Source organism: Paenibacillus sp. FSL H7-689, from assembly GCF_000517905.1.
Classification (GTDB): Bacteria; Bacillota; Bacilli; order Paenibacillales; family Paenibacillaceae; genus Paenibacillus; species Paenibacillus amylolyticus.
Window position 1 is genome coordinate 1 of the sequence record NZ_ASPU01000032.1, and the last position, 738, is coordinate 738.

Annotated in this window: 1 rRNA gene; it reads right to left on the reverse strand. The window is 55.4% G+C overall.

The features are described from left to right. Position 1 precedes the first annotated feature (1 nt). Positions 2–738: ribosomal RNA gene (locus C170_RS21690) — 23S ribosomal RNA — on the reverse strand; the annotation flags it as partial.

A 738-nucleotide genomic window follows, 5' to 3' on the forward strand; every position in this document is an offset into this window, starting at 1 on the left:
ATTGGATAAGCCCTCGACCGATTAGTACTGGTCAGCTCCATGCATTGCTGCACTTCCACCCCCAGCCTATCTACCTCGTCGTCTTCAAGGGGTCTTACATACTGGGAAATCTCATCTTGAGGGGGGCTTCACGCTTAGATGCTTTCAGCGTTTATCCCGTCCGTACATAGCTACCCAGCGGTGCTCCTGGCGGAACAACTGGTACACCAGCGGTACGTCCATCCCGGTCCTCTCGTACTAAGGACAGCTCCTCTCAAATTTCCTACGCCCACGACAGATAGGGACCGAACTGTCTCACGACGTTCTGAACCCAGCTCGCGTACCGCTTTAATGGGCGAACAGCCCAACCCTTGGGACCTACTTCAGCCCCAGGATGCGATGAGCCGACATCGAGGTGCCAAACCTCCCCGTCGATGTGGACTCTTGGGGGAGATAAGCCTGTTATCCCCAGGGTAGCTTTTATCCGTTGAGCGATGGCCCTTCCATGCGGTACCACCGGATCACTAAGCCCGACTTTCGTCCCTGCTCGACTTGTAGGTCTCGCAGTCAAGCTCCCTTATGCCTTTGCACTCTTCGAATGATTTCCAACCATTCTGAGGGAACCTTTGGGCGCCTCCGTTACTCTTTAGGAGGCGACCGCCCCAGTCAAACTGCCCACCTGACACTGTCCCCGCACCGGATTACGGTACCAGGTTAGAACCTAGATACGATCAGGGTGGTATCCCAACGTTGCCTCCA